Raw genomic sequence first — 26307 nt, 5'->3', positions numbered from 1 at the left:
GCAAAGGACCAAGGGGGCAGGACATGCGGACAAGCGCGCTGGTGATCGGATTTGCGGCCGCGATGGGGCTTTCCGCCTGTGGCGGCGGGACGCTGAACAACATCAAGGCGGGTCAGGTCGGGCCGGACGAATTCGCCATCCTGCCCACGCGCGCGCTGTCCATGCCGCCCGATCTGGCCGTGCTGCCCGCGCCCACGCCAGGCGGTGCGAACATCACCGACCCCAACCCACAGGGCGATGCGGTGGCGGCCCTGGGCGGCAATCCCGCCCGGCTGGCCGACCAGGGCATCGGCGCCGCGGATCAGGCGCTGGTGGCGCATGCGGGCCGCGCGGGCACCGATCCGCAGATCCGCCAGCGGCTGGCCCAGTCCGATGCCGATTGGCGCGCCCGCAACGGCCGCCGCCCGCTGGAGCGGATCTTCGGCACCCCCGTCTATCAGCGCGCCTATGCGCCGATGGCGCTGGACGCGGCCACGGAACAGCAGCGCTGGCAGCGCGCGGGGGCCATCACCTCGACCGCACCGGCCCCTGCGGCGCGCTGATGCAGGCCGATTTCGACCTGACGGCCCCCGGTTTCGGGGCCGATCCCTGGCCCGCCTATGACCGCCTGCGCGCCCAGCCCGGCCTGCCCTTCTGGCCGGGCTTTGACGGGCATCTAGCCTCGCGCATGGCCGATGTGCGCGCCATCGCGCTGGACCGGCGCATGGTCCGCGCGCCCGCGGCCTTTGCGCCGCCCGATCAGGTGCGCGCCATGCAGGTCGCGGGCAATTTCCACGACATGCCGTTCCACGACCGCTATGTGCAGACCTCGATGCTGGACACGGACGGGCCGGATCACGGTCGCCTGCGCCGGGCGGTGTTCCCCTTCTTCACCAAGACCCGGCTGGAGAGCCTGCGCGGGTTCGTCACCACATGGGTGGACGCCGCGCTGGACCGGCTGATCCCGCAGGGGCGGATCGACTTCACCGCCGATCTGGCCGCGCATCTGCCGGGACAGGTGATCGGCCACCTGATCGGCACGGACCCCGACCTGGCGCCGCAGATGACCGAATGGTCCGATCACGTGGTCAGCTATTTCGACATCGACCGCACGCCCGAGAAAAAGGCCCGCGCCGAGGAGGCCACGCGCCTGTTCGCGGCGCTGCTGGAGGATCTGTATGCCGCGCGCGCGGCACAGCCCCGCGACGACCTGATGTCCGCGATGATCGAGGCCGAGCGCGCGGGCCTGATGACCCATGACGAGTTGATCGCGACGATCATGCAGATCCTGCATGCGGGGCACGGATCGACCATCGACGTGCTGGGGTCGGGGATGGTCGCGCTGCTTGAGCACCCGGACCAGCAGGCGATGCTGCGTGCGCAGCCCGCGCTGATGCCGCAGGCGGTGCAGGAGATGTTCCGCTTTGCCGCGCCGCTGCCGTTCTTTCACCGCTATGCGTCCGAGGATCTGACGATCTGCGGGCGGGACTGGCCCAAGGGAACGCTGTTCGGGCTGCTTTACGCGTCGGCGAACCGCGATCCGGCGGCCTTTGACGCGCCGGAGCGGTTCGACATCACCCGGCGTCCCAACGTGCATCTGGCCTTTGGCGCGGGGGTCCATGTCTGCCTGGGCAACAATCTGGCGCGGCTGAACATGGAGATCCTGTTCGCGGCCCTGCTGGCGCGGGCGCCCGCGCTGGTGCTGGACGGGCCGGTGCGCTGGAAATCCGGCCTGCAGGCCCATGGGCCGCTGTCGCTGCCGCTGCGTCTGGCGCCCTGAGCCGCGGCACCCCTGGCGCGTGCCGCTAGGGAGGTCGCCGGCGCCCCCCATCGAGAGGGGCACCGGGGCGGGCGGCATGCGCCGCCGGAGCCGCCGCACGGGGCCGCACATTCGCGCGAGCGTGGCTTGCGCGCCCCTGCCCTGCGGTCCAGATTGCCGATCAGCAAGAGGAGGTTGCACCACCCATGCGTCACCCCGCATCCCGTCCCGCCCCGCGGCTGAGCCTGGCCCTGGCCCTGACGTTCGGCACCGCCCTGTCCAGCCTGCCAGCGATGGCCCAGGACAGCGGCCCCATGCCCCAGGGCGTCAGCCATTTCACGCTGGAGAACGGGTTGGAGGCCGTGGTCATCCAGGACACCCGCGCCCCGGTCGTCGTCCAGATGGTCTGGTACCGGATCGGCGCCGCCGACGAGGCGCCGGGCAAATCCGGCATCGCGCATTACCTTGAACACCTGATGTTCAAGGGCACCGACACCCTGGCCCCCGGAGAGCTGTCGCAGACCGTCACCGCCAACGGCGGCAGCGACAACGCCTTTACCTCGTGGGATTTCACGGCCTATTTCCAGCGCATCGCCAGCGACCGCCTGCCCCTGGTCATGGAGATGGAGGCCGACCGCATGGCCAACCTGAACATCCGCGACGAGGATTGGCAGGCCGAACGCCAGGTCGTCCTGGAGGAGCGGGGGCAGCGTGTGGACAGCGACCCCACCGCGCTGTTCATGGAGGAGCTGAACGCCGTTCTGCATGACAACCACCCCTATGGCCGCCCCATCATCGGCTGGCGCGACGAGATCGAGGCGCTGACCCGCGACGATGCCATCGCCTGGTACGACACGCATTACTCCCCCAACGAGGCCATCCTGGTGATCGCGGGCGACGTCACCCCCGAGGAGGCCCGCACCCTGGCCGAGGAGCATTACGGCGCCATTCCCGCCAAGGGCCAGGCCGAGCCGCGCCTGCGCCCGCAGGAGCCGCCCAAGCGCACCGCCCGCCGGATGGAGATGTCGGACCCCCGCGTCGCGCAGCCCCGAATGATCCGCGCCGTTCTGGCGCAGGAGCGCGACCCCGGCGCGCAGCAGGAGGCCGCTGCGCTGACCGTTCTGGCCGCGCTGCTGGGGGGGTCGTCGCAGACATCCGTGCTGTCGCAGCGGCTGATGATGCCGGGCACGGCGCTGTGGGCGGGGGCCAGCTATGACGGGCTGTCGCTGGACCGCACGCGCTTCACGCTGTCGATGATCCCGGCCGAGGGGACGCCCCCCGAGGAGGCCGAGGCCGCCCTGGACGCGGTCCTGACCCAGTTCCTGGAGGACGGGCCCGACCCTGCCGACCTGGAGCGGGTCAAGACCCGCATCCGCGCGCAGGAGATCTATTCGCGCGATTCGGCGCATGGGCGCGCCTATGAATACGGGCAGGGCCTGTCCACCGGCCTGACCGTGCAGGACGTGAGCGACTGGCCCGCCATTCTGGAGGCCGTCACGGCCGAGGATGTCATGGCCGCCGCCCGCCAGGTACTGACCCCGCAGGGCAGCGTGACCGGCTGGCTGCTGCCTGCCGAAGCCCCGGAGGAGGACGCCACTGCGGCACCGCCCGCCGCGGAACCCGCCGCAGACCCCGCCCTGGCAGAACCCGCCGAACAGACTGAGGTGCAGGAATGATCCGCGCAGCAATCGCCACGATCCTGGCGCTGATGGCGGTCCCCGCCCAAGCCATCGAGATTCAGGACGTCACCTCTCCGGGGGGTATCCGCGCCTGGCTGGTCCAGGATGAGAGCATCCCCTTCGTCGCCATCGACATGCAGTTCCGCGGCGGGGCCAGCGTGGATTCCCCCGACAAGCGCGGCGCGGTCAACCTGATGACCGCCCTGCTGGAGGAGGGGGCGGGGAACGAGGACGCCACCGCCTTTGCCCAGGCCGTCGAGGATCTGGGCGCGCGCCTGTCCTTTTCGGCGGGCGACGACACCGTGTCGGTGGGCTTTCAGTCGCTGACCGAAAACCGCGACGCGGCGGCCGACCTGCTGGCCAAGGCATTGGCGCAGCCGCGCTTTGACGATAACGCGCTGAGCCGGGTGCGCGGGCAGGTGCAGGCCGTGATCCGCTCTGAGGCGACCGACCCCAACAGCATCGCGGCCAAGGAGATGGCGGCGCAGGCCTGGGGATCGCACCCCTATGCGACCTCGATCAACGGGACGATGGACAGCGTCGCGTCGCTGACCCGGCAGGATCTGGTCGCGGCCAAGAACCGCGTGCTGGCCCGCGACCGCGTGGTGATCGGTGCGGCGGGCGACATCAGCGCCGAAGAGCTGGGCCTGCTGCTGGACCGCATCCTGGGCGGGCTGCCGGAACAGGCGACCGCCCCCCTGCCCGACCCGGCCGAGCTGCAGCTGACCGGCGGCACGACGGTGATCGATTGGGACAGCCCGCAGACGGTCGTGGCCTTTGCAGGACCCGGGCTGCCCCTCGACGACCCGGATTACTTTGCCGCCTTCGTGGCCAACCACATCCTGGGCGGCGGCGGGTTCAGCTCGCGCCTGATGGCCGAGATTCGGGAAAAGCGCGGCCTGACCTATGGCGTGGGCACGGGGCTGGCCACGGGGCTGTACGGTCAGACCTGGCAGGGCGGCATGGCGGGATCGAACGCCACCACGGCCGAGGCGGTGGACCTGATCCGCGCGGAATGGGCGCGCATGGCCGAGGGCGTGACCGAGCAGGAGCTGACGGATGCCAAGACCTATCTGACCGGCGAATACCCGCTGCGGTTCGACGGGAACGGGCGCATCGCCTCGATCCTGGCGGGGATGCAGCTGATCGGGTTTCCGATCGACTATATCGACACGCGCAATGACAAGGTTGAGGCGGTGACCGCCGAGGACGTGGCGCGCGTGGCCGAACGGCTGCTGGACCCCGACCGGCTGCGGTTTGTGCTGGTGGGTCGGCCCGAGGGGATCGAGAGCGACCCGCAGGAGTGAGGCAGATGCGGTGGCGCCGCGCCCCTGACGGGGCGCGGCGCGGTCGGTCCATGGGGCGGGCCGACCGCGAATCTCTGGCACTGGCGGGGTGGTCCTGCTAGATATGGCGGAATGAACAGCCCCGCACCCAAGATACGCCACGACGCGCGCCCCGTGATCCGTCAGCTGGACGAGGCCACCGCCAACCGCATCGCGGCGGGCGAGGTGGTCGAGCGCCCCGCATCGGCGGTCAAGGAGCTGGTCGAGAATGCGCTGGACGCCGGTGCTGCCCGCATCCAGGTCGCCATCGAGGAGGGCGGCAAGCGGCTGATCCGCGTCACCGATGACGGCTGCGGGATGGTGCCCGAGGATCTGCCGCTGGCCCTGTCGCGCCACGCGACCAGCAAGATCGATGGAACCGACCTGCTGGCCATCACCAGTTTCGGCTTTCGCGGCGAGGCGCTGCCTTCCCTGGGCGCGGTCGGGCGGCTGACCATCACCTCGCGCGCGCAGGGGGCCGAGGGGGCGGCGATTGCCGTCACCGGCGGGCGGATCGACGCGCCCCGCCCGGCGGCGGCCAATTGCGGCACCGTGGTCGAGCTGCGCGACCTGTTCTTTGCCACGCCCGCGCGGCTGAAATTCCTGCGCACCGAGCGTGCCGAGACCCAGGCCGTGGCCGAGGTGCTGCGCCGCCTGGCGATGGCCGAGCCCTATGTCGGCTTTTCGCTGACCGCCGATGGGCGCGAGATCTTTCGCGCCGATGCCGAACAGGGCGATCTGTTCGGCGCCATGACCACCCGCCTGACCCGGCTGATGGGGGCCGATTTCATCGACAACGCGGTGCCGATGGATGCCGAGCGCGACGGGATCACCCTGACGGGCTTCGCGGCCCTGCCGACCTATTCGCGCGGCGCGGCGGTGGCGCAGCATCTGTTCGTGAACGGACGCCCGGTGCGTGACAAGCTGCTGACCGGGGCGCTGAGGGCGGGATACATGGATGTGCTGGCGCCGGGGCGGCATCCGGCGGCGGTGCTGTTTCTGGAATGCGATCCGCAGATGGTCGATGTGAACGTCCATCCGGCCAAGGCCGAGGTGCGGTTCCGCGACCCGCAGGCGGCGCGGGGGCTGCTGGTCAGCGCGCTGCGCCATGCGATGGCGGGGGCGGGGCACCGCGCCTCCAGCACGGTGGGCGATGCGACGCTGGCGGCGGTGCAGGTCGAACCGGCCCGGCCCGCCTGGCAGCCCGACCGCCCGTCGGGGGCCGCGATCCGCGCGGGGCTGGCGCTGCAGATGCCGGTCGAGGGGTTCGCCGAGGCGCCCTCGGCCCGCTATGAGCCGGTGATCGAGGACGAACCGGACGCGCCCCTGGGTGCGGCCCGCGCGCAGATCCACGAGAATTACATCATCGCGCAGACGCCCGACGGTCTGGTCATCGTCGACCAGCACGCGGCGCATGAACGGCTGGTCTATGAGCGGCTCAAGGCGCAGGCCCAGGCATCGGGCATCCCCGCGCAGGCCCTGCTGATCCCCGAGATCGTGGAGCTGTCGCCCGCCGATGCCGACCGCATCCTGGGGCTGGCGGGCGATCTGGCGGCGCTTGGGCTGGTGATCGAACCGTTCGGCCCCGGCGCAGTGGCGATCCGCGAGGTTCCGGCGATGCTGGCGCGGCTGGACGGGGGCGCGCTGATCCGCGACATCCTGGACGATCTGGCCGATCAGGGCGCCTCCGACCGGCTGCAGGCGCGCATCGATGCGGTGCTGTCGTCGATGGCCTGCCACGGTTCGGTCCGCTCGGGGCGGCGCATGACCGCGGAGGAAATGAACGCCCTGCTGCGCGAGATGGAGCGGACGCCGAAATCGGGCCAGTGCAACCATGGCCGCCCGACCTGGGTCAAGCTGGCTTTGTCCGACATCGAACGGCTGTTCGGCCGCAGGGATTGACGCGGGGCCCGCGCGGGCCGATCCTTGGCCCGCAACCAGGGGGGTGCCGCCATGCTGCAAATTGCCACCGACAAGATCGCCCATGTCATCATCCGGGCGCGGGATTACGACAGCGGCGTCAACGCATGGGCGCATCAGGGCGGCGGCCGCCAGCACGGCACCCGGACCGAGCTGCATGATTTCATCGAGGGGCTGAACGAGGACGAACAGGCCAGCCTGGTCGCCGTCATGTGGATCGGCCGCGACAGCTTCGACGCCGCCGAACTGGACGAGGCGATCCGAACCGCGCGCCATGAACGCACGGTGCCGACCGAGGATTACCTGATGGGCGAACCGCGGCTGGCCGACCTGCTGGAGGCGGGGCTGGAGGCGCTTGGCATCTCGCCCGAGGATGCCGAGGACGACCTGCAGCGGCCTGTCTGAAAAGGGCGGCCCCGAAGGACCGCCCCTCTCTCATGCCGGGGATCAGCCTTCCGGCGTGATGCGGATCATCTGGCCGTCTTCCTCGTCGATGATGACCATCAGCGCGCCGTCCTGGGCGACCTCGACCTCGCGGACGCGGCCGATGCCCTGGGCGTGGCGGGCCTCTCCGACCACGGCGCCGTCCTCGATGTCCAGACGGATGATGTCGGCAGACCGCAGCCCGCCCAGCAGGGCCTGGCCCTGCCAGTCGGGGAACATCTCGCCCTCATAGAAGGTCATGCCGCTCAGTGCAGGCGACGGGTCCCAGTAATAGACCGGCTGCTGCGTGCCCTCGACCTCGGTCTGGCCCATCTCCGAGCCGTCGTAATCGGTGCCATAGGTCGCCTCGGGCCAGCCATAGTTGATGCCCACCTCGATCAGGTTCAGCTCATCGCCGCCGCGGGGGCCGTGCTCGTTCATCCACAGCTGCCCGTCGGGCGACATGGCCGCGCCCTGGATGTTGCGGTGGCCCATCGACCAGATCTCGGGCAGGGCGCCCTCGATGCCTGCGCCGGCGGGGGTGCCGTCCTCGGCGTTGATGCGGATGATCTTGCCCAAGGTCGATTGCGGGTCCTGCGCATAGACGCGGGGCTCGGGGTCGGAACGCTCGCCCAGGCCGACAAAGATGTGGCCCTCTCCGTCATGGACGATGCGCGCGCCGAAATGCTTGGTCGAGGCCCAGGCCGGCTGCTGCTGCCAGATGACGTTGACCTCCTCCATGGTGGTGCCATCCTCGGACAGGATGCCGGTGGCCACGGCGGTCGCGTTCTCGCCATCGCCGCGCGGCTCGGCATAGGTCCACCAAACGCGACGCGTTTCAGCGAAATCCGAGGCGACGGAGACGTCATGCAGGCCGCCCTGATCGCGGGCATCGACCTCGGGCAGGCCCTCGATCGAGTCGGACAGGGTGCCGTCCTCGGCCACGATGCGCATGCGGCCCGGACGCTCGGTCACCAGCCAGCTGGCATCGGGCAACTGCACCAGGCCCCAGGGATGCTCCAGCCCCTCGGCGATCACGGTCTGGGTCACGGCGACATCGCCTGCCTCCAGCGCCGGGGCGCGGGTCTGACCCTCAAAGGCCGGGGTCTGGTCATAGGCCGCGCCATGCGGGGGCGCGTCATTGAAACCCTGCGCCGCGGCCATCGAGGCCAGAAAGCCAGTGGCGGCAAGGGTGGTCAGGCTTGTCGTCATGCGGCGCGTCATGGGAATCCTCCGGTGCGTTGAATACCCGGCCCAATGCCCCGTCCCCGCCCATGTTCCCACAGGCGGGGTCACAACGCCTCACGTTTGCGTCAGGCGCCCCGCATGATCGCGATACAGCGCCGCCGCCCGGCCCCAGGCACCGTCCCCGGGCGCGTCCAGCCCCTGCAGCACCGGCAGCAGCTGGGCGGCGTAATCCTCGCTGCTTTCGCGTGGCAGCATCGAGGGCAGGTTGTCGATGGCCATCACGTCCAGCACCGGCGCCTCGGCGACGCGCAGGACCGGCGCCTGCCAGGTCGTGGTGCGGTCATAGACCTTGATGGGAGAGAAATCGCTGGTCGGGTCGCAGGCCACGTCGCCGATCACCGTCAGCGCGCGGCCCGGCGCGACCGCCTCGGCGGGGACAAAGACCGGCGCGCCGGGCTGGGCCAGGATGGCGTTGATCAGGATGTCGTGCATCAGCACCTCGGGGAAGGGGCCGCCATGCGCGGTCTCGGCCATGTCCCAAGCGGTGACGGGCACCCCCATCGCGGTCATCAGGTCGGTCGCGCCGCGCCCCACGCGGCCCCCCGCCCCGATCACCAGCGCGCGCGGGCGCGGGCGGGCCGTGCCGTCCAGCCGGGCGCGCAGATCGTCCAGCATCGGCGCGCGGTCGGGCCAGGCGCGCACCGGGCCGCAGACCCCGCCCCCCTGCTGCGCGGCCCAGGCCAGCAGCGACACCGCCGCCCCCGCATAGCCCGCCCAATAGCCAAAGGCCGCCAGCCTGCGCCCGTCCTCATCCGTCAGGTATTCCAGGTCCAGCAGCGTGCCGCCCCCCGCCGCGAACCGGCGCAACAGCACCTGCCCGGCGGGCTGGCCCTTGAAGGCATGGCCGAACATGACATGGCGATGGCGCAGCGGGGTGCCGTCCTCGGGCAGTTCCTTGAGGCCAAAGACGATCGCATCGTCGGGCGCGGTGGGCCAGCTGCCCTCGGGGGCGATGGCGGCACCGGCGCGGGCGTAATCCTTTGTCGGGATGATGCGGCGCGGGCTGTCCTCGACCGTGACCTGCATGCCTTGCGCGATCAGCTGCGCCACGCCGTCGGGGGTGATCCCAACACGATCCTCGTTCGCCCGGCTCTCTGCCCTGACCCACAGATTTGTCATCCCGTTCCCCTTTCGCGCCTGTTGGTCCCAGACCTATGCCACGCGACACCCTGCCACAAGCGACGCTGCGGAACCGGGAACCGCCCGCGCGGGTTCCGCCCCGATGCCATGCCCGAGGAGAACCCGATGCGCCTTGCCCCCCTGTCCCTGACCGCGACCCTGCTGCTGACCCTGCCGGTCGCGGCGCTGGCCCAGACCAGCGATTTCCGCCACGCGGTCGATGGCGGCGAGGTGGTGATCCACGCCGTGGACCACGCCTCGATGCTGCTGGAGACGCCGGCGGGCGTGATCCTGGTCGATCCGGTGGGCGGGGCCGAGGCCTATGCCGACCTGCCCGCGCCCGACATGATCCTGATCACGCATGAGCATGGCGACCACTATGATCAGCCGACGCTGGACGCCCTGCCGCAGGTGCCGATCATCGCCAACCCCGCCGTGGCCGCCATGCTGCCCGCCCCCATGGCCGAACGGACCACGGTGATGGAGAACGGCGACAGCGGAGACATCCTGGGCCAGCCGATCGAGGCCATCCCCGCCTATAACATCACCGAGGACCGGCTGCAGAACCACCCCCAGGGTCGCGACAACGGCTATATCCTGACCCTGGGCGGCCAGCGTTTCCTGATCGCGGGCGATACCGAGGACACGCCCGAACTGCGCGCGCTGACCGACATCCACGTGGCGTTCCTGCCGATGAACCTGCCCTATACCATGTCGGTCGAACAGGCGGCGGATGCGGTCACGGCCTTTGCCCCCGACATCGTCTATCCCTATCACCACCGCGGCAGCGACCTGGAGACCTTTGCCCGCCTGGTCGAAGAGGGCGGCTCGGGCGCGCAGGTGGTCATCGCGCCCTGGTATGACGATCCGTCCTGAGGCATGACCCCGGCGGCGCCGATGCGGCGGCCCCTACTTCGGATGCTGCTGGCGGGGCTGGCCCTTGTGGCGCTGGCCGGGGCGGCGCTGTGGCTGTGGCCGTCGCTGCCCGCGTTGCAATCCGACCTGACGCGACTGCACGGCCTGCTGGAACACGGGCAGGGCTGGCGGGCGCGCAACCCTGAACTGGCCGCGCTGGCCTTTCTGGGCGCCTTCACCCTGCTGGGTGCGCTGCCGGTGCCGGTGGTGGTCGTGCTGACCCTGGCCGGGGGCGCGTTCTTCGGGTTCTGGCTGGGGGTGGCGCTGTCGGTGGCGGGGACGGTGGGGGCGGCCCTGCTGACCTTTCTGGCGGCGCGCCACCTGCTCAGCGGGCCGGTGCGGCGGGTGATGGGTCAGCGCGCCGGCCAGCTGGACCGCCATGTCGCGCGGGACGGGGCGCTGGCGCTGCTCAGCCTGCGGCTGACTCCGGCGGTGCCGTTCTTCGTGCTGAACCTGATCTCGGGCGTCAGCCGCCTGTCGGCGCGGGTCTTTGCGCTGGTCACGGCGGTGGGCGTGCTGCCCAACAAGGTGATCCTGACCGCCGCGGGCACCCAGCTGGCCGAGATCGACCAGATCGCCGACCTGTTCGGCCCCCGCGTCATCGCCGTCATCGCGGCGCTGGCGATCTTTCCCTGGGTGGCACGCTGGCTGACCCGCCGCCTGCGCGACAGTTAGAACGGCGACTAGAACGGCACCGGGGCCGAGAACCCCATCTGCACGCCGCTGTCCGGGTGCCTGAACCGCAGGCTTTCGGCATGCAGCATCAGGCGCGGATGCGCCGCCGCCTGACCCGTCGCATACAGCGGATCGCCCAGGATCGGATGGCCCAGCGATGCCATATGCACCCGCAGCTGATGGCTGCGGCCGGTGACGGGCATCAGCCGCACCCGCGTCTCGGCATCGCTGGCGCGCACCACGCGCCAATCGGTCTGGGCGGGGCGCCCCTCGGCATGGTCGACCTTCTGGCGCGGACGGTTCGGCCAGTCCACGATCAGCGGCAGGTCGACCCGGCCCTGCGCATGCTCCAGCCGCCCCGACAGGCGCGCGACATAGACCTTCTTCGTCTGGCGCTCCTCGAACTGCTTGGACAGGTGGCGCTGCGCATGGGGGGTCAGCGCAAAGACCATCACCCCCGACGTGTCCAGATCCAGCCGATGCACCAGCAGCACGGTCGGAAACGCCCCGCGCAGCCGCGCGATCAGGCAATCGGCCCGATCCTCTCCGCGCCCAGGGACCGACAGCAGACCCGCCTGCTTGTCCACGACCAGCACCTGGTCATCGGCATGAACCACCACCGGCGCATCGCCCGGCGGTGCATAGACGAAATCGCTCATTTCCAGACAAGGCGCAGCGCCAGCCCCGCGAACATGACGGCGGCGATCTTGTTGACCATGCCCAGCCGCTTGCCGATGACCCCGCCCGCCAGACCGCCCACGACGCCATAGCCCATGGTGACCAGCGTCCCGGTGAACGCAAAAACCAGTCCCAGACCCAGGATCTGCTGCCAGATCGGCCCCCAGGCGGGGTTGGTGAACTGCGGCAGGAAGGCCAGCAGGAACAGAACCGGCTTGGGGTTCAGCGCATTCGACAGGAACCCGCGGCGGATGATGTTCCAGACCCGCACGCTGCCCCGCGCCGACGGGTCGACATCCCCCGCCCGCCAGCTTTTCCACGCCAGCCACAGCAGATAGGCCGCCCCCGCATACTTGATCGCGCGCAGCGCCTCGGGATGGGCAGCCACGATCGCGCCCAGACCCACGGTGGCCAGCGCGACATGCATCAGCACGCCCAAGCCCACGCCGAACCCAGCCCAGGCCCCGGCCCGCGGCCCGCCCTGGATGCCGCAGGCGCTGGCAAAGAACACGTCCTGACCCGGCGCGAAATTCAGCACCAGCCCCCCCGCGATGAACGCCATCAGCTGTGCCGTCGGGATATTCGCCAAGGTGTCCCAGATCATCGCCGCATCCTTGCTGCCGAAAGAATCACAGATGCCCGAAGACATCCGCCAGAATGGCCGCCAGCGCATCCGCATCGGCCTGATCGAACGCATCCACGCGGTCGCTGTCGATATCCAGAACCCCGATCAGCCGCCCGCCTGCGCCAAAGACCGGCAGCACGATCTCGGACCGGGTGCTGCTGGAACAGGCGATATGGCCGGGAAAGGCCTCCACATCCGGCACGATCTGCACCGCGCGCAACCGCGCCGCCGCCCCGCACACCCCGCGCGAGAACGGAATGACCAGACAGCCATGCCCGCCCTGATAGGGCCCGATCTTCAACAGCTCGGGCGCCACCACGCGATAGAAGCCCGTCCAGTCGAACCGCGCATCCGACTGATGCAGCTCGCAGGCCACGGTCGCCATCAGCGCGACCTCATCGGTCTCGCCCGCACACAGGGCCCGGATGCGGGCCGCAAGATCGTCATAATCGCTCATGCGCCAATCCATACGCGCGCCCTTCGGAACAGAAAAGCCCGCCCCTTCTTCTTCACGAAAATATCCCGGGGGGAGTCCGCAGGACGGGGGGCAGCGCCCCCCTGACCACCCATCCCCCATTGCCCCGGCCCGCCCTTTAAGGCCACTGTCCCGCCCATGACGCTGCGCACCCGCATCCTGACCGTGATCCTGATCGTCCAGCTTGGGTTGATCGCGCTTCTGGCCCTGGGCAGCCTGGACCGCCTGCGCCGCGACATCGCGACCGAGACGCGCATGGGCGCCGACACCGCCCGCAACCTGGTGCTGGCCACCATCGGCACGATGCAGGGCGCGGTGCCCCCCGACCGCATCATGGCGCTGCTGCCCGAACGCCTGACCGAACCGCGCCATGCCCGCATTGGGGTGGTGGACGCGCTGGACGGGACGCTGCGCCAGCCTGCGGGGCCGCCGGACCCGGACCTGCGCGTGCCCGCCTTCTTTGCCGCCCTGGTGGCGCCACCGCCCCAGGAGACCCGCCTGCCGGTGGTCATCGCGGGGCGGCCGCGGGGCTATGTGCTGATCACCGGCGACCCGGCGCAGGAAATCGCCCGCGCGTGGCGCGACATGCGCGACCTGATGGCGCTGGCGGTCGCGGCGGCGGCGCTGCAGGCCGGGCTGATCGCCGCCGCGCTGTCGCAGGGGCTGCGCCCGGTAGCCACCATCGGCGCGCGGCTGTCGGACCTCGCGCGGGGCGATCTGTCGGGCCGCATCGGCCCGCTGCCCCATCCCGATCTGGCGCCGCTGGCCGCCCATGCCGACCGGCTGGCCGATGCGCTGGAACAGGCCCGGACCGAGCGCACCCGCCTGCAGCACCAGATCGTGGCCCGCGCCGATGCCGAACGAAAGGCCATCGCCCGCGATCTGCACGACGAGATGGGCCCCTGCCTCTTTGGCCTGCGGGTCGAGGCCGACGCCCTGCGCGAGGCCGCCCCCGACCCCGCCACCGCCACCTCGGCCGCCCAGATCGCGGCCATCGCCGAACAGATCGCCCGGGTGAACCGCGCGCTGCTGGACGATCTGCGCCCGATGGCGGTGGGCCAGCTGCCTTTGGCCACGGTGCTGGGCGATTACGTGGCCGATCTGAACCGCCGCTGGCCCGACACCAGCTTCGCCCTGGACATGGCCGCAGGCCTGCCCGAGCCCGACGAGGCCACCGCCCTGACCCTGTTCCGCATCCTGCAGGAGGGCACGACCAACGCCCTGCGCCACGCGCAGGCGGGCCGGGTGCGGATCCGCCTCTGGACCGATCCCGCGCATTGGCGCATGGTGCTGGCCGATGACGGCACGGGCATGGCCCCCGACCGGCGCGACGGGACCGGGCTGACCGGCATGCGGGAACGCATCACCCTGCTGGGCGGCACGCTGCGGATCGAACCGGCCGCGCCCGGCACGCGCCTGGTCGCGGAACTGCCCCGGCTGCCGGGCTGAAAGAGGACAAGGACCCCCGTGACGAAACGCGCCCTGGTCATCGACGACCACCCCATCACCCATCTGGGTGCCAGCCGCCTGCTGCGCGATCTGGGCTATGACCCGGTGGGCCAGGCCATGTCCGGAGAGGAGGCGCTGGACCAGCTGACCCGCGATGCCGCCCCCGACCTGATCGTGCTGGACATCAGCCTGCCCGGCGCGGGGGGGTTGGACCTGGTGGCGCCCCTGCGCGCCGCCGTGCCCGATGCGCGCATCCTGATCTTTTCGATGAACGACCAGACCGGCTTTGCCGCCCGCGCCCTGCAGGCGGGCGCGCAGGGGTTTCTGTCCAAGAACGCCCCGCCCGCCGATTTCCGCGACGCCGTCCGCACGCTGGAGGCCGGAGAGTTCTACCTGTCGCCCAAACAGGCGATGGCGCTGGCCACGCTGCGCGCGGGCGCGGCCGACGACCCCCTGGGCGCGCTGTCGGACCGCGAACGCCAGGTGCTGGCGCTGATCGGGCAGGGGCACGGGCTGCAGGCCATCGCCGACCAGCTGGGCGTCAGCTACAAGACCGCGGCCAACACCTCCTCGGCGCTGAAAAAGAAGCTGGGCGTGGACGGCATCAACGGGCTGATGAAATTCGCGCTGGACAGCGGCGTATAGGGGGGCGGCATGCTGGCATGGTTCACCAATGACGAGACGACCCCCGCAGGCTCCGCCGACCTGGCGCTGGAGGCGCTGGCCCGCGATCTGGCCGCACAGGGCCTGCCCGTGGCGGGCGCGGTCCAGCGCAACCTGGATCTGGGCCCCGATTGCGCCTGCGACATGGAGATGATCGTGCTGGGCGATCCCGGCCCGCCGCTGCGCATCTCTCAATCCCTGGGGCCGGGGGCGCAGGGCTGCCGGCTGGATACCGGCGCGCTGGAGGAGGCCGTCGCCCGCACCGCGCCGCATCTGCCCGGCGCGGGTCTGGTCGTGATCCCCAAATTCGGGCGGCAGGAGGCGATGGGCCGCGGCTTTCGCGCCCTGATCGGGCAGGCGGTGGCCGACGGACAGCCCGTGGTCCTCTATGTGCCGCGCCAGCAGCGGGCGGCCTTTCTGGACTTTGCGGGCGATCTGGCCGTGCAGATCGCGCCCGCCGACCTGCGGTCCTGGTGCCTGGACCGATTCGCGGCCGCATCGTGACCGTGCTGGATGCGCGGGGCCTGTTGTGCCCCCTGCCTGTGCTGCGGCTGCGAAAACAGCTGCTGGCGCTGCCTCAGGGGGCGATTGTGCGCCTGATCGCCACCGATCGCATGGCGATGGTCGATGTGCCGCATTTCTGCGAGCAGGCCGGGCATGTCATGGTCGGCACGCGCGATCTGGGTGACGGTGCGCTGGAATTCACGGTCAGGCGGGGCCCCTCTGTCCCGCAGGCCGAGGGCCTCGTCACCCCCGAGGATAGTTGAGCACATCAGATGACCATGCCCTTCCTGCCCTCCCGCAAGCGCCTGTCGGAATTGACGGAACGCGAAATCGTGGCGCTGGCCATCGCCTCCGAGGAGGACGACGCCCGCATCTATCGCAACTGGGCGGCCTTCCTGCGCAAGGATTACCCCGCCAGCGCCGCCGTCTTCGACGCCATGAGCGCCGAGGAGGACACCCATCGCCGCCTGCTGCTGGAGGTGCATCAGCGCCGGTGGGGCGATGCGATTCCCGTGATACGGCGCGAACATGTGGCGGGCTATGTGACCCGCCGCCCCGCCTGGATGATGGAGAACCTGTCGCTGGACCGCATCCGCGCCGAGGCCGCGGGCATGGAACGCGACGCTGCCGAATTCTATGCCCATGCCGCCCAGGTCAGCCAGGACGCGCCCACCCGCAAGCTGCTGGGCGATCTGGCCGCCGCCGAACGCGGCCACGAGAACCGCGCGGCCGAGCTGACCGACCAGCTGCTGCCCGACCACGTCCGCGCCGAGGAGGACGCCGTCGCGCATCGCGATTTCGTCCTGACCTGGGTCCAGCCGGGGCTGGCGGGGCTGATGGATGGCAGCGTGTCGACCCTGGCCCCGATATTCGCAGTGGCCTTTGCGACCCAGGACCCCTGGACGACCTTTCTGGTGGGTTCTGCCGCCAGCATCGGCGCGGGCATCAGCATGGGCTTTACCGAGGCTGCGTCCGATGACGGCGTGGTCTCGGGGCGCGGATCGCCGATCAAGCGGGGCATCTCGTCGGGGGTGATGACCACGGTGGGCGGCATGGGCCACGCGCTGCCCTATCTGATCCCCGATTTCTGGACCGCCACGACCATCGCGATCATCGTCGTCTTCATCGAGCTGTGGGCCATCGCCTGGATCCAGAACCGCTGGATGCAGACCCCCTTCTGGCGGGCCACCTTGCAAGTCGTCGTGGGCGGTGGTCTGGTGATGGCCGTTGGGGTGCTGATCGGATCGGGCTGACGGCCCCCTTGGGGGCCCCATGACCGAGATCCTGCTCAAGACCCTGCCCTTCTTCGCCCTGATCGGGCTGGGCTGGGCGGCCGCCGCCACGCGGTTCTTTCCCGCCCAGGGTGCGGCCTGGCTGACGAAATTCGTGTTCTATTTCGCGCTGTCGGCCATGCTGTTCCGCTTTGCCGCGGGGGTCGATCTAGGGCAACTGTTCGATCTGCGCTTTGTGCTGGCCTATCTGGCGGGGTCGACGGCGGTCTGGGCCCTGGGCCTGTGCGTCGCGCGCGCCCGCGGCCTGGCCCTGCCCGAGGCCGCGATGGAGGCGCAGTGCTGCATGATCGGCAATACCGGCTTTCTGGGCGTGCCGATGCTGGTCGTGCTGCTGGGGCCTGCGGCGATCGGGCCGGTGCTGATGGTGCTGATCATAGACATGCTGGTGTTTTCGACGCTGATCACGCTGATCGTGCACGGGTCGCGGCATGGCGGGCTGCGGCTGGTGGCCGTGCTGCCGGTGCTGCGCGGGGTGGCGGCGAACCCGATGATCCTGGCGATGGTCGCGGGGCTGGCCTGGGGCGGCATGGCGCTGCCCATGCCCGCGCCGCTGGACGAGTTCCTGGCCCTGCTGGGGGCTGCGGCCACGCCCGGCGCGCTGTTTGCCATCGGCGCCAGCCTGGCGGGGCGGCGCCTGGCGCGTCTGGCGCCCTCGGCCTGGCTGTCGGGGGCGAAACTGGTGCTGCACCCGGCGGCGGTGGGGCTGGCGGCCTGGGGCTTTGGCGTCGATCCGGTCGCGGCGGGGGTGATGGTGGTGGCGGCGGGCCTGCCGGTGGCGGGCAACGTCTATATCCTGGCGCAGCATTTCGGCCTGGCGCAGCAGCGGGTGTCCACCGCGATCCTGATCTCGACCGCGGCCAGCATCGCGACCATCCCGGTGCTGATCGTGCTGATCGGCGCCTGAGGCCCCCTCGACCCCCGCGCGACCAGCGGCTATCCCGGTCAGGCATCACGAGGGGGGAGAGGACCACATGCGCGACATCGCCGATCTGCGGCTGACCAACATCCTGCTGGCGGTGGATGACGAGGGCATCGCCCGCGTCACCCTGAACCGCCCGTCCAAGCGCAACGCCCTGGACCTGGCCACCATCGAGGAGCTGATCGACATCTTCACCACGCTGCCCCGCGCGGGCGTGCGCGCGGCCATCCTGGACGCGGCGGGCGATCATTTCTGCGCGGGCCTCGATCTGGTGGAACATCACCGAGAGGATCGCAGCGCGGCCGATTTCATGCAGGTCTGCCTGCGCTGGCACGACGCGTTCAATCGCATGGAATATGGCGGCGTGCCGATCATCGCCGTACTGCAGGGCGCGGTCGTGGGCGGCGGGCTGGAACTGGCCTCGGCCGCGCATATCCGGGTGGCGGGGCCCGGCACCTATTTCGGCCTCCCCGAGGGGCAGCGCGGCCTGTTCACCGGGGGCGGTGCGACGATCCGGGTGGCCGACCTGATCGGCAAGGCGCGGATGATCGACATGATGCTGTCGGGCCGCCTCTATCGCGGGGACGAGGCCGTGTCGGTGGGCCTGTGCCAATACCTTGTGGACGACCCGGCCGCGCAGGCGCTGCAGATCGCGCGCCAGGCCGCGCAGAACCCGCCTTTGTCGAACTTCGCCATCTGCTCGGCCATCAGCCACATGCAGAACATGAGCGCGCTGGACGCGGCCTATGCGGAAGCGGCGGTGGCGGGTGTGGTCAACACGCAGGCCGCCGCCCGCGACCGGCTGGCGGCCTTTGCCAGCGGGGCGGCGGCCCGCATCCGGCCCACGGATTAGGGCGCCCATGCCCCGGTGCCGACAGGCGCCGGGGCAGCGGTCTGGCGGGGCTCGATGCCCCGCCCGACCGCCCCTCGCTCAGGTCACGACCATCGTGACCAGACCCGCGATCCCGCCGATCGCCATCAGCCCCAGCACGACGAAGGCCCCGTCCCGCGCCAGCAGGCCAAAGGCCATCAGGCTGACCACCACGCCCATCAGCGACGATGTGAACGGCACCAGCTCCAGAAACGGCATCGCCATCCCGCAGCACAGGCAGATCGCCTGCACGATCCACCGCATCGGCCGCCGCACCAGCAGGGTCAGGCGCTCATCCGTGACCCGGTCCAGGAACCGCGCGGGCCGCTCCATCCAGTCCAGCCCCTTGCGCAGCCTTTCACCCGACACGCGCCGGTCCATCAGAAAGCCCGGCAGCCAGACATGATCCCGCCCGATCAGCATCTGCGCCGAAATCAGCGCGATCATGATCCCGCAGATGCTGGAAAACAGCGGCACGCCAGACAAAGGCGACACCACCGCCAGGGCGGGAATCATCAGATTGGGGGGCAAGGAATCCTCGCCCAAGGCCTCGACCACGCTGCGAACGCTGACGCGCGGGACATCGGCGGCCCCCCGGACGCGACCGATCAGGTCGGTGATGATCTGGTCGTCGGACATGCTCTGCTCCTGGGGGTGACGGCGCTTAACGCGGGCCGCGCGCGGGAGTTTCGCCTCAGCCCGCGCGGCGGGCCGCGACCAACAGCCGGTCCAGCGATTGCAGGAACCGCGCCCGGTCGGCCTTGCCGAAACCCGCCCCGCCGCCCTTGTGGAACGGGTCCGCCGCGCGGATGTCGGCCATCAGGTCGCGCGTGGCCAGGCGCGGCCCGATGTTGCGAACGTCCAGCACCTCTCCGGCATGGGTCAGCACCGCCGCCCCCGCCTTGATGCAGCGATCCGCCAGCGGCAGGTCGCCCGTCACCACCACGTCGCCCGGACCGCAGCTGTCGGCGATCCACTTGTCGGCCTCGTCCGGGCCCGCGGCCACGATCTGCAGCCGGACCAGCGGATGCGTGGGCATCCGCATGCCGCCGTTGCAGACCAGCACCATCGGCACACCCATGCGGATGGCCACCCGTTCGGCCTCGGCCTTGACCGGGCAGGCATCCGCATCGATGAACAGCGTGGTCATCAGTCGCGCAGCAGCTCGTTGATCGAGGTCTTGGAGCGCGTCTGCGCATCCACGCGCTTGACGATCACCGCGCAGTACAGGTTCACGCCGTTCTTGGACGGCATCGTGCCCGACACCACGACCGAACCCGCCGGAACCTCGCCATAGGTGACGGTGCCGGTCTCGCGGTCCACGATCTTGGTGGATTGGCCGATATAGACGCCCATGCCCAGGACCGATCCCTCGCGCACGATGCAGCCCTCGACCACCTCGGAGCGCGCGCCGATGAAGCAGTCATCCTCGATGATCGTCGGCCCCGCCTGCAGCGGCTCCAGCACGCCGCCGATGCCCACGCCGCCCGACAGGTGGACGTTGCGGCCGATCTGCGCGCAGCTGCCGACCGTGGCCCAGGTATCGATCATCGCCCCCTCGCCCACATGGGCGCCCAGGTTGACGAATGACGGCATCAGCACCGCGCCCTTGCCGATGAAGGCGCTGCGCCGAACGATCGCGCCGGGCACCGCGCGGAACCCCGCCGCACGCCAGTCATCGGCGGTCCAGCCGTGGAACTTGGACGGCACCTTGTCCCACCAGTTCGCGCCCTGCGGGCCGCCCGACATCTCCTCCATGTCGTTCAGGCGGAACGACAGCAGCACGGCCTTTTTCGCCCACTGGTTCACGTGCCAGTCGGCGCCGCGCTTTTCGGCCACGCGCAGGGTGCCGGCGTCCAGCTGGTGCAGCGTCTCCTCCACCGCCTCGCGGGTGGGGCCGGTGGTGGCGGGGGTGATCTCGGCGCGGGCCTCCCACGCGGTTTCGATGGCTTGTTCCAGATCTTGGGTCATCTTGGCCTCTTGTTGCTGTCGCGTCCGGGTGGAAACTGTTCCCCCGGGGCTATAAGCATCAAGCAATGCCCGCGCAATCCGCGCATCCCCCACGCCGAGGCCTTGATGACCGATACGACCGAACAGGACCGCGCCCACCCCCTGCCCCACAGCAGCCGCGACGCCGCCCGTGTCCAGCATGTGCCCGACACGCCGCAGACCCGCGCGCCGTCCTATCGGCTGGCCTTCACCGACCACGATTTCCTGCTGCGAGAGGAGCTGCGCCCCGTCCGCCTTCAGCTGGAACTGCTGAAGCCGCAGATGGTGATGGACGAACACGGCATCGAATCCACCGTGGTGATGTTCGGCGGCGCGCGCATCCCGGCGCCCGACGGCGCCCCCCGCGACGCGCGCAGCCCCGCCCTGGCCGAGATGTCGAAATACTATACCGAGGCGCGCCAGTTCGCCCGCCTGATGACCGAACGCAGCCTGGCGCAGGGCGGCAAGGACCTGGTCATCTGCACCGGCGGCGGCCCCGGCGTGATGGAGGCGGGCAACCTGGGCGCGCATGAGGTCGGCGGCCAGTCGATCGGCCTGGGCATCGTGCTGCCGCATGAACAGGCGCCCAACCCCTATGTCTCGCCGGACCTGTGCTTCAACTTCCACTATTTCGCGATCCGCAAGATGCACTTCCTGATGCGCGCCCGCGCGATCACGGTGTTCCCCGGCGGATTCGGCACCCTGGACGAGCTGTTCGAGGCGCTGACCCTGATCCAGACCGGCCGCATGGCCCGCATCCCCGTCCTGCTGTTCGGCGCGGAATTCTGGGACGGCATCATCAACTGGCAGGCGCTGGCCCGCGCGGGCACCATCAGCCCGTCCGACCTGGACCTGATCCGCTATGTCGAGACCGCGGACGAGGCCGTGGCCATCATCGACGCCTGGACGCCCGCATGAAACGCTTGCATCGCGCCTGTGGCCCGATCATGCAGAACGCATGACACACGCGCTGGACGATCTGGGCTGGGGGCCCTTCTTTGCCGATCAGGTGACGGACGACGATGCCGGGCTGGTGCCCATGCGCATCGCCGCCGTGCACCGGTCGCGGCTGATGGCCGAAACCGGCGCGGGCCAGGTGCGGCTGGACTTGCCGATCCATGCCTCGACCGCCGATTACGCGGTGGGGGACTGGGTGCTGGCCAAGGGTGACACGCGCGTGGTGGCCCGCCTGCTGGACCGCCGCGCCCTGCTGCGCCGCCGGACCGAGGGCGCCGATACCCGCCAGCTGATCGCCGCCAATGTCGACACGCTGTTCGTGGTCACGTCGTGCAACGACGATTTCAACCCGGCGCGTCTGGAACGCTATCTGGCCCTGGCGAACGAGGCCGGGACCGACCCGGTGATCGTGCTGACCAAGATCGACAAGGTGGACGACCCGTCCGACTGGATCGACCGCGCCCGCGCCCTGCAGCGCGGGTTGCAGGTCGTGGCGCTGAACGCGAAATCGCCCGATGCGGCGGACGTGCTGGCACCCTGGTGCGGAGCGGGGCGGACGGTGGCGCTGGTCGGCTCGTCCGGGGTGGGCAAATCGACGCTGCTGAACACGCTGTCGGGGCGCGATGCGCAGGCCACCGGCGATATCCGCGAATCGGACGCCAAGGGGCGGCACACGACCACATCGCGGTCGCTGCATCCGGTGGCGGGCGGGGGCTGGGTCATCGACACGCCCGGCATGCGCACGCTGCACGTGGCCGATGTCGCCGTGGGCATCGAGATGCTGTTTGCGGAAATCACCGAGCTGGCGCCCCAATGCCGGTTCCGCGACTGCACCCATGCGCATGAGCCGGGCTGCGCGGTGCAGGCGGCGGTGCGCGCCGGCACGCTGGACGCGGGTCGCCTGGACCGCTGGCGCAAGCTGCATGACGAAAATCGCGACAACACCCCCGTCCAGACCGGGCCGCGCGGCAATCGCACGACCCTGCCCCGCGGGTCGAAACGCCGCTAGGCCGTTTCGGCGGCGATCTGGGCGCGCGATTTGCGGCCCCGTTCGGTCGCCGATTTCAACTGACCGCAGGCGGCCATGATGTCCTCGCCGCGCGGGGTGCGGATCGGGCTGGCATAGCCGGCATTGTGGATGATGTCGGCAAACGCATGGATGCGGTTGTTGCTGGAGCGTTTGTAGGGCGCGCCGGGCCATTCGTTGAACGGGATCAGGTTGATCTTGGCCGGGATGCCGCGGATCAGCTCGACCAGGCGGTGCGCGTCGGCATCGCTGTCGTTCACGCCCGCCAGCATGACGTATTCGAACGTGATCCGCTCGCTGTTGGTCAGACGCGGGTAGTCGCGCAAGGCGGCCAGCAGCGTCTCGATGTTCCAGCGCTTGTTGATGGGGACCAAGCGGTCGCGGACCTCATCCGTCGTGGCGTGAAAGCTGACGGCCAGCAGGCAGCCGATCTCCTGCGCGGTGCGGGCGATCTCGGGGACCACGCCGCTGGTCGACAGGGTGATGCGGCGGCGCGACAGGGACAGGCCCTCGTTGTCCATGACGACCTTCATCGCGTCGCGGACATTGTCGAAGTTGTACAAGGGCTCGCCCATGCCCATCAGGACGATGTTGCTGATCAGCCGCGTCTCGTCCTTGGGGGCGCCCTGAACGGGCCATTCGCCCAGATCGTCGCGCGCCAGCATCAGCTGGCCGACGATTTCCCCGGCGGTCAGGTTGCGCACCAGCTTTTGCGTGCCGGTGTGGCAAAAGGAACAGGTCAGCGTGCAGCCGACCTGGCTGCTGACGCACAGCGTGCCGCGGCCCTCTTCGGGGATATAGACGACCTCGACCTCATGGCCGCCGGCGATGCGGACCAGATATTTGCGGGTGCCGTCATTGCTGACCTGGCGCGTCACGACCTCGGGCAGGGTGATTTCGAAATTCCGGGCCAGCAGGGCGCGGTAATCCTTGGCCAGGTTGGTCATCTGGGCGAAATCGCGCACGCCCCAGTGATAGACCCACTGCCAGACCTGGCCCACGCGCATCTTGGCCTGACGTTCGGGCGTACCCGCCGCGATCAGCGCGTCCAGCAGCTGCGCGCGGGTCAGGCCGACGATGTTCGTCAGCCCCCCGTCCGGCAGCTTGCGCGGAATGGTCAGCACGTCTTGCGTGATCGGGGCCGCGCCTGCGGCCTGCATGGGAACGACGGTCATGGGCCACCCGGAGATTTGCGTAAGGTGCCGGACATAAGACAGGCGGCGCCGGAAATCAACCGGCGCCGCCCCTGAGAATGTCGTGGGCCTTGTGGCCTTACTGGCAGCGCGACCGCGCGGTGTTCGTCGCGGCGGTGATGCCCGACAGGCTGAACGTGTCCTTGGTCGTGGTGCCGCGGGCCGAACGGCCGGTGACGACGGCCGACGATCCGGCGCGCAGAGCGGCGATCAGCGCCTCGTCATCGGCGGGGCTGCCGGTCCAGGCGCTCTCGGCCTCGGTGAACAGGTTGAAGGTGCGGCCGCCGACATCGACCTCGACCGTCGAATCGGGGGCGAAGGGATAGCCGCCGCTGAAGCTGACCTCGCCGTTCTGGCCCGGGCGATAGGCCACATACAGGCGGATGTCGCCGCGCGACACCTCGGTCGGCTGTCCGTTGCGGGTGTTCAGGGTCGAGCGCGGGGGCGACACGGCCCAGCATTCGCGCGGATTGTCCGCCGCGAAGACCGTCCAGTCCCCTTCGGTCGCCACGACGTTGCTGGATTCTTGCGCAACAGCCGTGCCCAATCCGGCGATCAGGACAAGGCTGGCGCCCAGTCCGCGCAGGGTGGTGGTAATCATGCTCTGGCCTCCTGCCATTCAATTCGCCGCTTCGCCCGGCGTTCTTCCTGATTGCTGTGGTCTTTTCAACCATCTGTCGTCAGGATAGCGAAAATCGCCGCCCGTGAAAGGCCGCGCAAGCAAAATCGCGCAATTGTCAGGGAGAAAACATGCGGTCTGCGGACATGATCGAACTGTGGCGCGGCCCCCTTTGCGAAAGCCTGCATCGCGGCCATGCGGTGATCTGCGACGCGCATGGCGTGGTCGAGGCCTGGGGCGTGCCCGGACAGGTGATCTATCCCCGGTCGTCGTGCAAGATGATCCAGGCGCTGCCCCTGATCGAAAGCGGGGCGGCGGACGCGGCGGGGCTGACCGACCGCCAGCTGGCGCTGGCCTGCGCCAGCCATTCGGGGGCGGCGATGCATGTCGCGACCGTGGACGGCTGGCTGAGCGGGCTGGGCCTGGGCGAACCCGATCTGCGCTGCGGCTGCCACATGCCCCGCGACGCGGCCGAGAACCGCCGCCTGACCTGTTCGGACACCGCGCCCTGCCAGCTGCACAACAACTGTTCGGGCAAGCATGCCGGGTTCCTGACGCTGAACCGCCACCTGAAGGGCGGGCCGGATTATGTCGAGCCCGACCACCCGGTCCAGCGCGCCGTCAAGGCCACCTTCGAGGAGGTCACCGACGAGGACAGCCCCGGCTTTGGCATCGACGGCTGCTCGGCCCCGAACTGGGCCTGCACGGTCGAGGGGCTGGCCCGCGCGATGGCGCGGTTCGCCAATCCCGGCACCGACCGGCGCGGACAGGCCATGCGGCGGCTGGTCGACGCGATGCGCACCCATCCCGAGATGGTCGCCGGAGAGGGCCGGTCCTGCACCGAACTGATGCGCGCCATGGGCGGCGTCGCGGCCATCAAGACCGGGGCCGAGGCGGTGTTCGTGGCGATCCTGCCCGATCAGGGCCTGGGCGTCGCGCTCAAGATCACCGATGGCGCCACCCGCGCCAGCGAGGCCGCGATCACCGCGCTGCTGATCCATCTGCGGGTGCTGGACGCGGGCCATCCGGCCGCGCAGGCGCATCTGGACGGCCCGATCCTGAACTGTCGCGGCATGGTCACCGGCAACCTGCGCCGCGCGCCGGGCTTTCCCGGCTGAGCACCGTCACATCCCCGACATGCAGTCGTGGTTCACTGACAGGACGGGATACCCCCGTCCCGTCCCCCTGCCCCCGAACCGGCGCCCCTTGGCAGAGGTGGCGCCGGATGCGGGGCCTCAGATCATCTGCCAGATCAGCCGCCCCGCCAGCAGGGTCGAGGTCACGACCAGCAGCGGCTTGATCAGCCGCGCGCCGATGCGCGAGGCCAGCCGCGCCCCCAGCATCGCCCCCGCGATCTGTGCCGCCCCCATCGCCATGCCCAGCAGCCACAGCGGCTGCCCGACCAGCGCGAATGCCCCCAGACCGCCCAGATTCGAGGCAAAGTTCAACAGCTTGGTATGCGCCGTGGCCTTCAGCACCCCGTATCCGGCCAGCGTGACGAACCCGATCATGTAGAACGCCCCCGCCCCCGGCCCGATCAGGCCGTCATAAAAGCCGATGAACGGCACCACGGTCGCCGCAAAGACCAGCGGCGTCAGGCGGCGCGTGCGGTCCAGGTCGTTCAGCCCCGGCTTGAAGGCAAAGAACAGCGCGATGCCGATCAGGATCACCGGCAGGATCAGCCGCAGCCCGTCGGTCGGGATCGCGCTGACCAGCACCGCGCCCGCAGCCCCCGCCGCCCCCGCGATCAGCGCCGATCGCCACTGGCTGCGCAGATCGACCAACCCCCGCGCCGCATAGCTGAGCGCCGCGGTGCCCGCGCCAAAGACGCCCTGCACCTTGTTCGTGGCCAGCGCCTGCGCGGGCGACAGGCCCGCCAGCATCAGGATGGGCAGCGTGATCAGCCCGCCTCCGCCCGCGATCGCATCGACGAATCCTGCGGCAAAGGCCGCCATCATCAGCAGCATCACCAGATCGGCGGTCAGTTCGAACATCATCGGGGCT

29 protein-coding genes are annotated in these 26307 nt (G+C 70.2%); 18 read left to right on the top strand and 11 right to left on the bottom strand.

The window, feature by feature from the left end:
• Nucleotides 1-23: 23 nt before the first annotated feature.
• From FA740_RS07755 to FA740_RS07730, 6 genes are all read left to right on the top strand, one after another.
• The gene (locus FA740_RS07755) at nucleotides 24-542 is read left to right on the top strand and encodes a DUF3035 domain-containing protein (RefSeq protein WP_136856195.1); all 519 of its coding nucleotides are present in this window, start codon (nucleotides 24-26) and stop codon (nucleotides 540-542) included.
• On the top strand, nucleotides 542-1759 hold the full coding sequence (locus FA740_RS07750) for a cytochrome P450 (protein ID WP_136856194.1): 1218 nt from the start codon (nucleotides 542-544) through the stop codon (nucleotides 1757-1759). The genes FA740_RS07755 and FA740_RS07750 overlap by 1 nt, the downstream gene beginning before the upstream one ends.
• A 185-nt stretch (nucleotides 1760-1944) precedes the next feature.
• Nucleotides 1945-3414 carry a M16 family metallopeptidase gene (locus FA740_RS07745; RefSeq protein ID WP_136856193.1) on the top strand — a complete coding sequence of 490 codons (1470 nt, stop codon included), beginning with the start codon at nucleotides 1945-1947 and terminating at the stop codon, nucleotides 3412-3414.
• Nucleotides 3411-4724 carry a M16 family metallopeptidase gene (locus FA740_RS07740; RefSeq protein WP_136856192.1) on the top strand — a complete coding sequence of 438 codons (1314 nt, stop codon included), beginning with the start codon at nucleotides 3411-3413 and terminating at the stop codon, nucleotides 4722-4724. Before FA740_RS07745 ends, FA740_RS07740 begins: the two co-directional genes overlap by 4 nt.
• A gap of 111 nt (nucleotides 4725-4835) precedes the next feature.
• Nucleotides 4836-6644 carry a DNA mismatch repair endonuclease MutL gene (gene mutL / locus FA740_RS07735; protein ID WP_136856191.1) on the top strand — a complete coding sequence of 603 codons (1809 nt, stop codon included), beginning with the start codon at nucleotides 4836-4838 and terminating at the stop codon, nucleotides 6642-6644.
• 51 nt (nucleotides 6645-6695) lie between these two features.
• Nucleotides 6696-7067: a DUF3775 domain-containing protein gene (locus tag FA740_RS07730; protein WP_136856190.1), complete on the top strand. Its 372-nt coding sequence runs from the start codon at nucleotides 6696-6698 to the stop codon at nucleotides 7065-7067.
• A 42-nt stretch (nucleotides 7068-7109) separates the two neighbouring features.
• Here the strand turns inward: FA740_RS07730 and FA740_RS07725 are convergent, their stop codons facing one another.
• Complete coding sequence (locus FA740_RS07725; RefSeq protein WP_136856189.1) at nucleotides 7110-8297, bottom strand: PQQ-dependent sugar dehydrogenase; 1188 nt, start codon at nucleotides 8295-8297, stop codon at nucleotides 7110-7112.
• 90 nt (nucleotides 8298-8387) lie between these two features.
• The gene (locus tag FA740_RS07720; protein ID WP_136856188.1) at nucleotides 8388-9452 is read right to left on the bottom strand and encodes a saccharopine dehydrogenase; all 1065 of its coding nucleotides are present in this window, start codon (nucleotides 9450-9452) and stop codon (nucleotides 8388-8390) included.
• Between the two features lie 126 nt (nucleotides 9453-9578).
• Here FA740_RS07720 and FA740_RS07715 point away from each other — a divergent pair, with 126 nt between their 5' ends.
• Complete coding sequence (locus FA740_RS07715; RefSeq protein ID WP_246053515.1) at nucleotides 9579-10328, top strand: MBL fold metallo-hydrolase; 750 nt, start codon at nucleotides 9579-9581, stop codon at nucleotides 10326-10328.
• A 3-nt stretch (nucleotides 10329-10331) separates the two neighbouring features.
• Complete coding sequence (locus FA740_RS07710) at nucleotides 10332-11042, top strand: TVP38/TMEM64 family protein (protein WP_136856186.1); 711 nt, start codon at nucleotides 10332-10334, stop codon at nucleotides 11040-11042.
• An 8-nt stretch (nucleotides 11043-11050) separates the two neighbouring features.
• Here the strand turns inward: FA740_RS07710 and FA740_RS07705 are convergent, their stop codons facing one another.
• The 3 genes from FA740_RS07705 to FA740_RS07695 are packed head-to-tail and all read right to left on the bottom strand — an operon-like array spanning nucleotide 11051 to nucleotide 12802.
• Complete coding sequence (locus FA740_RS07705) at nucleotides 11051-11701, bottom strand: pseudouridine synthase (protein WP_136856185.1); 651 nt, start codon at nucleotides 11699-11701, stop codon at nucleotides 11051-11053.
• Nucleotides 11698-12324 carry a LysE family translocator gene (locus tag FA740_RS07700; protein WP_136856184.1) on the bottom strand — a complete coding sequence of 209 codons (627 nt, stop codon included), beginning with the start codon at nucleotides 12322-12324 and terminating at the stop codon, nucleotides 11698-11700. Before FA740_RS07700 ends, FA740_RS07705 begins: the two co-directional genes overlap by 4 nt.
• A 25-nt stretch (nucleotides 12325-12349) precedes the next feature.
• Nucleotides 12350-12802 (bottom strand): GAF domain-containing protein, encoded by a 453-nt coding sequence (locus tag FA740_RS07695; protein ID WP_136856183.1) that lies wholly within the window; start codon nucleotides 12800-12802, stop codon nucleotides 12350-12352.
• A gap of 156 nt (nucleotides 12803-12958) precedes the next feature.
• Here FA740_RS07695 and FA740_RS07690 point away from each other — a divergent pair, with 156 nt between their 5' ends.
• From FA740_RS07690 to FA740_RS07660, 7 genes are all read left to right on the top strand, one after another.
• Complete coding sequence (locus FA740_RS07690) at nucleotides 12959-14269, top strand: ATP-binding protein (protein WP_136856182.1); 1311 nt, start codon at nucleotides 12959-12961, stop codon at nucleotides 14267-14269.
• A gap of 18 nt (nucleotides 14270-14287) precedes the next feature.
• The gene (locus FA740_RS07685) at nucleotides 14288-14914 is read left to right on the top strand and encodes a response regulator (RefSeq protein ID WP_136856181.1); all 627 of its coding nucleotides are present in this window, start codon (nucleotides 14288-14290) and stop codon (nucleotides 14912-14914) included.
• Between the two features lie 9 nt (nucleotides 14915-14923).
• A complete protein-coding gene (locus FA740_RS07680; RefSeq protein ID WP_136856180.1) occupies nucleotides 14924-15436 on the top strand; it encodes a DUF2478 domain-containing protein in 513 nt (170 codons plus the stop codon).
• Nucleotides 15406-15699 carry a sulfurtransferase TusA family protein gene (locus FA740_RS07675; protein ID WP_338119661.1) on the top strand — a complete coding sequence of 98 codons (294 nt, stop codon included), beginning with the start codon at nucleotides 15406-15408 and terminating at the stop codon, nucleotides 15697-15699. The genes FA740_RS07680 and FA740_RS07675 overlap by 31 nt, the downstream gene beginning before the upstream one ends.
• Nucleotides 15700-15714: 15 nt before the next feature.
• The gene (mbfA, locus tag FA740_RS07670) at nucleotides 15715-16689 is read left to right on the top strand and encodes an iron exporter MbfA (protein ID WP_136856223.1); all 975 of its coding nucleotides are present in this window, start codon (nucleotides 15715-15717) and stop codon (nucleotides 16687-16689) included.
• 19 nt (nucleotides 16690-16708) lie between these two features.
• On the top strand, nucleotides 16709-17632 hold the full coding sequence (locus FA740_RS07665) for an AEC family transporter (protein ID WP_136856179.1): 924 nt from the start codon (nucleotides 16709-16711) through the stop codon (nucleotides 17630-17632).
• Between the two features lie 67 nt (nucleotides 17633-17699).
• Nucleotides 17700-18500: a crotonase/enoyl-CoA hydratase family protein gene (locus tag FA740_RS07660; RefSeq protein ID WP_136856178.1), complete on the top strand. Its 801-nt coding sequence runs from the start codon at nucleotides 17700-17702 to the stop codon at nucleotides 18498-18500.
• A 78-nt stretch (nucleotides 18501-18578) separates the two neighbouring features.
• Here FA740_RS07660 and FA740_RS07655 read toward each other — a convergent pair whose 3' ends face one another.
• From FA740_RS07655 to dapD, 3 genes are read right to left on the bottom strand one after another with little or no spacing between them, the layout of a single operon-like run.
• A complete protein-coding gene (locus FA740_RS07655; protein ID WP_136856177.1) occupies nucleotides 18579-19157 on the bottom strand; it encodes an exopolysaccharide biosynthesis protein in 579 nt (192 codons plus the stop codon).
• 55 nt (nucleotides 19158-19212) lie between these two features.
• On the bottom strand, nucleotides 19213-19668 hold the full coding sequence (locus FA740_RS07650) for a YaiI/YqxD family protein (protein ID WP_136856176.1): 456 nt from the start codon (nucleotides 19666-19668) through the stop codon (nucleotides 19213-19215).
• On the bottom strand, nucleotides 19668-20489 hold the full coding sequence (gene dapD / locus FA740_RS07645) for a 2,3,4,5-tetrahydropyridine-2,6-dicarboxylate N-succinyltransferase (RefSeq protein WP_136856175.1): 822 nt from the start codon (nucleotides 20487-20489) through the stop codon (nucleotides 19668-19670). Before dapD ends, FA740_RS07650 begins: the two co-directional genes overlap by 1 nt.
• Before the next feature lie 105 nt (nucleotides 20490-20594).
• On the opposite strand from dapD, the gene FA740_RS07640 reads away from it, so the two are divergent.
• Complete coding sequence (locus FA740_RS07640; RefSeq protein WP_136856174.1) at nucleotides 20595-21425, top strand: LOG family protein; 831 nt, start codon at nucleotides 20595-20597, stop codon at nucleotides 21423-21425.
• A gap of 40 nt (nucleotides 21426-21465) precedes the next feature.
• Nucleotides 21466-22473: a ribosome small subunit-dependent GTPase A gene (rsgA, locus tag FA740_RS07635; RefSeq protein ID WP_136856173.1), complete on the top strand. Its 1008-nt coding sequence runs from the start codon at nucleotides 21466-21468 to the stop codon at nucleotides 22471-22473.
• Here the strand turns inward: rsgA and rlmN are convergent.
• The gene (gene rlmN, locus FA740_RS07630; RefSeq protein WP_136856222.1) at nucleotides 22470-23651 is read right to left on the bottom strand and encodes a dual-specificity RNA methyltransferase RlmN; all 1182 of its coding nucleotides are present in this window, start codon (nucleotides 23649-23651) and stop codon (nucleotides 22470-22472) included. The genes rsgA and rlmN overlap by 4 nt on opposite strands.
• 112 nt (nucleotides 23652-23763) lie before the next feature.
• The gene (locus tag FA740_RS07625) at nucleotides 23764-24285 is read right to left on the bottom strand and encodes an invasion associated locus B family protein (protein WP_136856172.1); all 522 of its coding nucleotides are present in this window, start codon (nucleotides 24283-24285) and stop codon (nucleotides 23764-23766) included.
• Nucleotides 24286-24434: 149 nt separating this feature from the next.
• Here FA740_RS07625 and FA740_RS07620 point away from each other — a divergent pair, with 149 nt between their 5' ends.
• Nucleotides 24435-25421, top strand: a complete 987-nt coding sequence (locus tag FA740_RS07620; RefSeq protein WP_136856171.1) for an asparaginase — start codon at nucleotides 24435-24437, stop codon at nucleotides 25419-25421.
• Between the two features lie 117 nt (nucleotides 25422-25538).
• On the opposite strand, the gene FA740_RS07615 is transcribed toward FA740_RS07620, so the two are convergent.
• Nucleotides 25539-26297, bottom strand: a complete 759-nt coding sequence (locus tag FA740_RS07615; RefSeq protein ID WP_136856170.1) for a TSUP family transporter — start codon at nucleotides 26295-26297, stop codon at nucleotides 25539-25541.
• Between the last annotated feature and the right edge of the window lie 10 nt (nucleotides 26298-26307).

The organism is Paracoccus hibiscisoli, assembly GCF_005048265.1.
Taxonomy (GTDB): Bacteria; Pseudomonadota; Alphaproteobacteria; order Rhodobacterales; family Rhodobacteraceae; genus Paracoccus; species Paracoccus hibiscisoli.
This window is presented reverse-complemented; position numbering and strand designations above follow the sequence as displayed.

Bases quoted from the DNA above. Each gene is read 5' to 3' on its own strand.
- rlmN (WP_136856222.1), bottom strand. From the start codon at position 23,651: ATGCAGGCCGCAGGCGCGGCCCCGATCACGCAAGACGTGCTGACCATT.
- FA740_RS07695 (WP_136856183.1), bottom strand. From the start codon at position 12,802: ATGAGCGATTATGACGATCTTGCGGCCCGCATCCGGGCCCTGTGTGCG.
- mutL (WP_136856191.1), top strand. From the start codon at position 4,836: ATGAACAGCCCCGCACCCAAGATACGCCACGACGCGCGCCCCGTGATC.
- FA740_RS07690 (WP_136856182.1), top strand. From the start codon at position 12,959: ATGACGCTGCGCACCCGCATCCTGACCGTGATCCTGATCGTCCAGCTT.
- FA740_RS07700 (WP_136856184.1), bottom strand. From the start codon at position 12,324: ATGATCTGGGACACCTTGGCGAATATCCCGACGGCACAGCTGATGGCG.
- mbfA (WP_136856223.1), top strand. From the start codon at position 15,715: ATGCCCTTCCTGCCCTCCCGCAAGCGCCTGTCGGAATTGACGGAACGC.
- FA740_RS07750 (WP_136856194.1), top strand. From the start codon at position 542: ATGCAGGCCGATTTCGACCTGACGGCCCCCGGTTTCGGGGCCGATCCC.
- FA740_RS07740 (WP_136856192.1), top strand. From the start codon at position 3,411: ATGATCCGCGCAGCAATCGCCACGATCCTGGCGCTGATGGCGGTCCCC.
- FA740_RS07720 (WP_136856188.1), bottom strand. From the start codon at position 9,452: ATGACAAATCTGTGGGTCAGGGCAGAGAGCCGGGCGAACGAGGATCGT.
- FA740_RS07615 (WP_136856170.1), bottom strand. From the start codon at position 26,297: ATGTTCGAACTGACCGCCGATCTGGTGATGCTGCTGATGATGGCGGCC.
- FA740_RS07655 (WP_136856177.1), bottom strand. From the start codon at position 19,157: ATGTCCGACGACCAGATCATCACCGACCTGATCGGTCGCGTCCGGGGG.
- FA740_RS07745 (WP_136856193.1), top strand. From the start codon at position 1,945: ATGCGTCACCCCGCATCCCGTCCCGCCCCGCGGCTGAGCCTGGCCCTG.
- FA740_RS07640 (WP_136856174.1), top strand. From the start codon at position 20,595: ATGACCGATACGACCGAACAGGACCGCGCCCACCCCCTGCCCCACAGC.
- FA740_RS07650 (WP_136856176.1), bottom strand. From the start codon at position 19,668: ATGACCACGCTGTTCATCGATGCGGATGCCTGCCCGGTCAAGGCCGAG.
- FA740_RS07715 (WP_246053515.1), top strand. From the start codon at position 9,579: ATGCGCCTTGCCCCCCTGTCCCTGACCGCGACCCTGCTGCTGACCCTG.
- FA740_RS07680 (WP_136856180.1), top strand. From the start codon at position 14,924: ATGCTGGCATGGTTCACCAATGACGAGACGACCCCCGCAGGCTCCGCC.
- FA740_RS07660 (WP_136856178.1), top strand. From the start codon at position 17,700: ATGCGCGACATCGCCGATCTGCGGCTGACCAACATCCTGCTGGCGGTG.
- FA740_RS07705 (WP_136856185.1), bottom strand. From the start codon at position 11,701: ATGAGCGATTTCGTCTATGCACCGCCGGGCGATGCGCCGGTGGTGGTT.
- FA740_RS07755 (WP_136856195.1), top strand. From the start codon at position 24: ATGCGGACAAGCGCGCTGGTGATCGGATTTGCGGCCGCGATGGGGCTT.
- FA740_RS07710 (WP_136856186.1), top strand. From the start codon at position 10,332: ATGACCCCGGCGGCGCCGATGCGGCGGCCCCTACTTCGGATGCTGCTG.
- FA740_RS07725 (WP_136856189.1), bottom strand. From the start codon at position 8,297: ATGACGACAAGCCTGACCACCCTTGCCGCCACTGGCTTTCTGGCCTCG.
- FA740_RS07730 (WP_136856190.1), top strand. From the start codon at position 6,696: ATGCTGCAAATTGCCACCGACAAGATCGCCCATGTCATCATCCGGGCG.
- rsgA (WP_136856173.1), top strand. From the start codon at position 21,466: ATGACACACGCGCTGGACGATCTGGGCTGGGGGCCCTTCTTTGCCGAT.
- FA740_RS07665 (WP_136856179.1), top strand. From the start codon at position 16,709: ATGACCGAGATCCTGCTCAAGACCCTGCCCTTCTTCGCCCTGATCGGG.
- dapD (WP_136856175.1), bottom strand. From the start codon at position 20,489: ATGACCCAAGATCTGGAACAAGCCATCGAAACCGCGTGGGAGGCCCGC.
- FA740_RS07625 (WP_136856172.1), bottom strand. From the start codon at position 24,285: ATGATTACCACCACCCTGCGCGGACTGGGCGCCAGCCTTGTCCTGATC.
- FA740_RS07620 (WP_136856171.1), top strand. From the start codon at position 24,435: ATGCGGTCTGCGGACATGATCGAACTGTGGCGCGGCCCCCTTTGCGAA.